The 4955-nt window shown below is 63.9% G+C and carries 6 protein-coding genes; all 6 read left to right on the forward strand.

Translation table 11 applies throughout. The annotated features are described in order from the left end of the window. Window positions 1-93 precede the first annotated feature (93 nt). Window positions 94-777 carry a tRNA (adenosine(37)-N6)-threonylcarbamoyltransferase complex dimerization subunit type 1 TsaB gene (gene tsaB / locus AC1DUU_RS22745; protein WP_476785653.1) on the forward strand — a complete coding sequence of 228 codons (684 nt, stop codon included), beginning with the start codon at window positions 94-96 and terminating at the stop codon, window positions 775-777. Beyond that, on the forward strand, window positions 774-1262 hold the full coding sequence (locus tag AC1DUU_RS22750) for a GNAT family N-acetyltransferase (RefSeq protein WP_476785654.1): 489 nt from the start codon (window positions 774-776) through the stop codon (window positions 1260-1262). The genes tsaB and AC1DUU_RS22750 overlap by 4 nt, the downstream gene beginning before the upstream one ends. Window positions 1263-1297: 35 nt before the next feature. After that, the gene (gene olsA / locus AC1DUU_RS22755; protein WP_476785655.1) at window positions 1298-2104 is read left to right on the forward strand and encodes a lyso-ornithine lipid O-acyltransferase; all 807 of its coding nucleotides are present in this window, start codon (window positions 1298-1300) and stop codon (window positions 2102-2104) included. Window positions 2105-2146: 42 nt separating this feature from the next. Beyond that, window positions 2147-3556: a tRNA (N6-isopentenyl adenosine(37)-C2)-methylthiotransferase MiaB gene (gene miaB, locus AC1DUU_RS22760; RefSeq protein WP_476785656.1), complete on the forward strand. Its 1410-nt coding sequence runs from the start codon at window positions 2147-2149 to the stop codon at window positions 3554-3556. Between the two features lie 74 nt (window positions 3557-3630). Continuing rightward, the gene (locus AC1DUU_RS22765) at window positions 3631-4623 is read left to right on the forward strand and encodes a PhoH family protein (RefSeq protein WP_476785658.1); all 993 of its coding nucleotides are present in this window, start codon (window positions 3631-3633) and stop codon (window positions 4621-4623) included. Between the two features lie 16 nt (window positions 4624-4639). Continuing rightward, window positions 4640-4955, forward strand: a 316-nt coding sequence (gene ybeY / locus AC1DUU_RS22770) for an rRNA maturation RNase YbeY (RefSeq protein WP_476785657.1), incomplete at its 3' end; no start/stop codon positions are given.

Below are 4955 nucleotides of genomic sequence, written 5' to 3' on the forward strand. Positions count from 1 at the left end.
CCTGATCTCCCCCCTTGAGGGGGAGATGGCCGGCAGGCCAGAGGGGGGCGTGCACAAGCACTGTGATTTCCTCACCATTGCAGGGCGTCGCCCATGACCCTCCTCGCCATCGATTGTGCCGCAAGCCTCTGTGCCGCCTCTGTCTACGACACCGGTGCTGCCAAGGAACTCGGCCGCTGCGTGCGCGACCTCGGCAAGGGCCATGCCGAGCACCTGATGGGCGTGGTGGAAGAAGCGCTTGGGCAGGCAGGTATCGCTTATGCCGATCTCGGACTTATCGCCGTGTCCACCGGCCCGGGCTCGTTCACCGGCGTGCGTGTCGGCGTCTCAGCCGCACGCGGCTTTTCGCTGGCGCTGAAAATCCCGGCGGTTGGTGTCACCACGCTGGAAGCGCTCGCCCAGGAAACGCGCGATGCGCTCGGTCCTATAGCCGTGCTCGCCGCACTCGATGCCGGGCGCGAGGAAATCCATGCGGCGCTCTATGATGAGACCGGCCACGTCTTGCGGGAGCCGGCGGTTCTGAGCCTGGCCGAGGCCGCCGAGATCGCCGCGTCTGGGCAGATGGCATTGGCCGGCACCGCAGCTCAGCTTGTCGCCGATGCGGTCGTGGTCGACAAGGCGTTCGCCTTCGGCCCGCTGCGTGCGACTGCCGACATCGGCACCTATGCGCGCCTCGCTGCCGGCAAAGAGCCAGGTGAGCGGCCGAAGCCGGTCTATCTTCGGGCGCCTGATGCCAAGCCGCAGGCTGGGTTTGTGCTGCCGAGGGAACAGAAATGAAGCTTCCGTTCTGGCCGTTGCGCCGCGACTATGCGCTCCAGCCGCTTTCACGCGATGACAGCCCGGCATTGGCACCGCTTCATCGCGAGGATTTTGTACGTCCGTGGTCCGGTGACGAGTTTTCGTCGCTGCTTGAGCAGGACACCGTCTTCGGTTTTGCCGTGCGCGAAACCGGCCACGGCAATGAGGCCCCGATTGCCTTCGTGCTGGCGCGGCTGGCGGCGGGCGAGGCCGAAATCCTCACCATCGCGGTTTCGCGGTCGCATCGCAGGCACGGCCTGGGCTGGCGGCTGATGGATGCCGTGCTGCGCGAACTGCATGCCCAGCGCGCCGAGGCGCTGTTCCTCGAAGTAGATGAGACCAATGCGCCGGCGATCGGCCTTTATCGCCGCTTCGGCTTTCATGAGGTCGGCAAGCGCCCGAATTATTACCAGTCGGCGCAAGGGGCGACCGGTGCGCTTGTCATGCGGCTCGATCTTCGCTAGCCAGAAGCCCAGTTAAAAAAGGCGTCGAGCACTACATGATCGGAAAGATCCGTACGGGGCTCGCGCTCTCTTGGATGGTTGCGGCCTCACTGGTGCTTGTGCCACTGCAGGTCATCTCGATGAAGACCGGCCTGTGGCCGGAAACCGTGATCCTGAAGATCTGGCACCGCGCCATGCTAAGAGCGCTCGGCATGCGCGTGCGCATGGTAGGCCGGATGGTCGAGACCCGGCCGTTGATGATCGCGTCCAACCACATTTCCTGGACCGATATCATGGCGCTCGGCTCGCTGGTCGATGTCACCTTCATCGCCAAGTCGGAGCTGAACGGCTGGCCGATCTTCGGCTTTCTGTCGCGTCTCCAGCGCACCGTGTTCATCGAGCGCGAGCGCAAGCGCAAGTCGGGCGACCAGGCCAGTGAGATCGCCCAGCGCCTTGCCGCCGGCAATGCCGTGGTGCTGTTTGCCGAAGGCAGCACTGGCGACGGGAACCTTTTGCTGCCGTTCAAGAGCACGCTGTTTGGTGCGGCTTCGATGGCRATTGCCGAGGGTGCCGCCGAGCATGTCGTGATCCAGCCGGTATCGATCGCCTATACCCGCATCCATGGCATCCCGCTGGGCCGCCAGCACCGCCCAATCGCCAGCTGGATCGGCGACATGGATCTGGTGCCGCATATCAAACAGTTGCTGGCCGAAGGCGGGCTCGACGTCGAAATCCGCTTCGGCGAGCCGATCGATTTTTCGGCCAAGTCGAGCCGCAAGGAAGCGACCCGGCTGATGGAAGAGCGGGTGCGCGAAATGATGCTGCAATCGCTCGCGCCGCCGGTGCCGGCGCGTTCGGCCTAAACTGGCTGTTTTTTGCCTCGGAAAGGCGCTATGAGGCGCCGCATGGAACTCGACGATATCTCTACCATAGTCCCGGCAAGCTCAGCGGAACTGGCCTCGACGGCAACGGGCGCTGCCAAGAAGGTCTTCATCAAGACCTATGGCTGCCAGATGAATGTCTACGACTCGCAGCGCATGAGCGATGCGCTCGCCGCCGACGGCTATGCGGCGACCGAGACCATCGAAGAAGCCGACCTCATTTTGCTCAACACCTGCCACATCCGCGAAAAGGCAGCGGAGAAGGTCTATTCGCAGCTGGGCCGCCTGGGCAAACTCAAGGCCGAGCGGGCTGAGAGCGGGCGCGAATTGATCGTCGGCGTCACCGGTTGCGTCGCCCAGGCCGAAGGCCGCGAAATCCTTCGCCGTGCTTCGGCTGTCGACCTGGTCGTTGGTCCTCAGACCTATCATCGCCTGCCGGAAGTCGTGCGCAGGGCGCGCGGCGGGCAGAAGGTGGTCGAAACCGAATATTCGCTCGAAGACAAGTTCGAGCACCTGCCGCAGCCACGCAAATCCGAGGTCGCCAAGCGCGGCGTCACCGCTTTCCTGACCGTGCAGGAGGGTTGCGACAAGTTCTGCACCTTCTGCGTGGTGCCCTATACCAGGGGCTCGGAAGTGTCGCGCTCGGTCGCTCAGATCGTCACCGAAGCCGAACGACTGGCCGAGGCGGGCGTGCGCGAAGTCACGCTGCTGGGCCAGAACGTCAACGCCTGGCATGGCGAAGGCGCCGACGGCAAGGAATGGGGCCTTGGGCGGCTGCTTTATCGTCTCGCCGAAATCCCCGGCATTGCCAGGCTGCGCTACACCACCAGCCATCCGCGCRACATGGACGACGAGCTGATAGCGGCCCATCGCGATTTGGGCGCGCTGATGCCTTACCTGCATCTGCCGGTGCAGTCGGGCTCCGACCGCATCCTGAAGGCGATGAACCGGAGGCATACGGCGGCCGACTATCTCAAGCTGATCGAGCGCATCCGCGCCGCACGCCCCGACATCGCCATGTCAGGCGATTTCATCGTCGGTTTTCCGGGCGAGACGGATGAGGATTTCGAGGCTACGATGGAGATCGTGCGAGCCACCAACTATGCCTCGGCTTATTCGTTCAAATATTCGCCGCGTCCGGGAACGCCGGGTGCGGAGATGGACGGCCATGTCGAGGAAAAGATCAAGGACGAACGGCTGCAAAGGCTGCAGCAGTTGATCACCCAACAGCAGCACGCCTTCGCCGACGGGCTGGTCGGACAGACCATCTCGACGCTGATCGAAAAGCCCGGCCGCGAGCCTGGACAGATCGTCGGACGCTCACCTTGGCTGCAGCCCGTTATTGTTGATGAAAAGGCCGGCGAAATCGGTGACATTATCAATGTGCGAATCACGAAGACAGGCACCAACAGCCTGTTCGCCGAAACGGCCTGAGCGGCCGTACGGCAGATGAGGAGAGACGGTTGAGCGCTGCTGAACTCAAGAACCTGCCCTCCGGGGCGTCTGACATGGCGCACATCGTACTGACCTTCGACAACAACAAGCTAGCCAGTGCGCTTTATGGCCAGTTCGACGAGAACCTGGCCCGTCTCGAACAGAAACTCGGCGTCGATATTCACTCGCGCGGCAACCAGCTGACCATCAAGGGCAGCGCCACGTCAGCCGAACAGGCGCGCCGCGCGCTCGATCATCTTTATGCCATCCTGCAGAAAGGCGGCGAAGTGGCCCAGTCCGACGTTGATGGTGCTGTGCGCATGGCGGTTGCCCCCGACGACCAGCTGACGCTGCCGACACTTGAGCGCAAGGGCAAGATGGCGGCTGCCCAGATCTCGACGCGCAAGCGCACCATCTATGCCCGCTCGCTCAACCAGGACGCCTATATGCGCGCGCTCGAGCGGTCGGAGCTGGTGTTCGGCATCGGCCCGGCTGGTACCGGCAAGACCTATCTCGCGGTGGCGCATGCCGCCATGCTGCTCGAACGCGGCATGGTCGAACGCATCATCCTTTCGCGTCCGGCGGTGGAAGCGGGTGAACGCCTCGGCTTCCTGCCCGGCGACATGAAGGAAAAGGTCGATCCCTATCTGCGTCCGCTCTATGACGCGCTCTACGACATGATGCCGGCCGACAAGGTCGAGCGCGCCATTGCCGCAGAGGTCATCGAGATCGCCCCGCTTGCCTTCATGCGCGGCCGCACGCTGGCGCACGCCGCCGTCATCCTCGACGAGGCGCAGAACACCACCTCGATGCAGATGAAGATGTTCCTGACGCGTCTCGGTGAGGGGTCGCGCATGATCGTTACCGGCGACCCGACCCAGATCGACCTGCCGCCCAACACCAAGTCGGGCCTGGTCGAAGCTTTGCGCATCCTTGACGGTGTGCCGGGTGCCGTGACTGTGCGCTTCAACGACACCGACGTGGTTCGCCACCCGCTCGTCGCCGAGATCGTCAGGGCCTATGACCGTGACGGCAAGGTCGCGCGCGGCCTTGGCACCGAGGGTTGATCGGAACGGTTTGGTGATGCCTGACAAGAAGACACCGGCGTCCTCCGTCGCGGAGGGCGGCCTCGACATCGACCTGATGATCGAGGAAGGCGCTTGGCCAAGTGAAGATGCGTTGAGGGCGCTGGTCGACCGTGCCGTGCCCGCGGCCCTGGCCGAGGCCGAGGTGGAGGCCGTCGATGGCGTCGAGCTGAGCCTGGTTTTCACTGACGACGACGCCATCCAGAGCCTCAACGCCGAATGGCGTCAAAAAGACAAGCCGACCAATGTATTGTCGTTTCCAGCCTTCCCCATGGCGCCGGGCGACCCGCTGCCGCCGATGCTCGGCGACAACG

This window comes from Aminobacter sp. P4_H6_2, from assembly GCF_056400805.1.

What these genes read in the sequence shown, in the direction of transcription:
- AC1DUU_RS22750 (WP_476785654.1), top strand. Translation starts at nt 774, where the DNA reads ATGAAGCTTCCGTTCTGGCCGTTGCGCCGCGACTATGCGCTCCAGCCG.
- AC1DUU_RS22765 (WP_476785658.1), top strand. Translation starts at nt 3,631, where the DNA reads ATGGCGCACATCGTACTGACCTTCGACAACAACAAGCTAGCCAGTGCG.
- tsaB (WP_476785653.1), top strand. Translation starts at nt 94, where the DNA reads ATGACCCTCCTCGCCATCGATTGTGCCGCAAGCCTCTGTGCCGCCTCT.